Here is an 863-nt window from a genome sequence, read left to right on the forward strand (position 1 = left end):
TATATTCACTACTATTATGCTCTACTTTTAGTTTATTGTCTAATCCTACACTTAGAGTATTGCTTGTGCCTACGATGGTGTTTTTAGATAAAGCTACATTTGTGTTATATTCTGCACCTACTTTGATTATTTTTGCTAGGGCTATGTCTTGGGTATGGGTTTTAGTGATAGATTCGTTGTAGTGTCCTTTTATGCTAGATTCTTTATTGTTTTTGATAGTTTGGCTAAAGTTATGCTCTATTAGCTCATCATAGTCTTTTTGAGCGTGGATTGAGATTAGCTCATTGTCTTTTATATTTTCTAGTGTGATTTCATTTATGCCTTTTTCATTTAATCCCAGTGTTTTAGAGCTAATCGTAGTTTTATGTGAATCTTTTGGTAAGTGTAGATTTGGGGTGTTAGTGTTATTATAAAGGCTACCACTAATATATGGTTTATCTATGTCATTATCTAAAAAGCTAATAAGCACTTCATCACCTACTCTTGGGGTGTGATAAAAGCCTGAAGCATTAGAAGCAATAGGAGATGCTACGCGTAAATATGGGGAATAATATTGTGTGCTATTGTGGGCGTTGTCTTTTGGAGTAGATTCATTGTTTTTGTTTGAATCGCTTGAATCTATAAAGTTCTTAGATTCATTAGATGTTAAATTAGATTCATTTGAATCTTTTAATGTTTTAGATGCGCTAGATTGTGCGTTTGAATTTTGTGTTTGATTTAATTGCAATATGTTATTATCAATTATTGCTTGATTAGCAAAGACATTGATTCTAACTCTAACCCTACCAAAGCTATCAGTGTGAATGGTATTTAGCTCTTCTACTATATTGTTTTTTTCGCCTATGACAATGCCTAGTGTGGTA

1 protein-coding gene is annotated in these 863 nt (G+C 32.4%); it reads right to left on the reverse strand.

Annotation, left to right across the window (positions count from 1 at the left end):
* Positions 1 to 727, reverse strand: a 727-nt coding sequence (locus ACWIUO_RS13800) for a bacteriophage T4 gp5 trimerisation domain-containing protein (protein ID WP_454178460.1), incomplete at its 3' end; no start/stop codon positions are given.
* Between the last annotated feature and the right edge of the window lie 136 nt (positions 728 to 863).

The sequence above is a fragment of the Helicobacter sp. T3_23-1056 genome, from assembly GCF_053654535.1.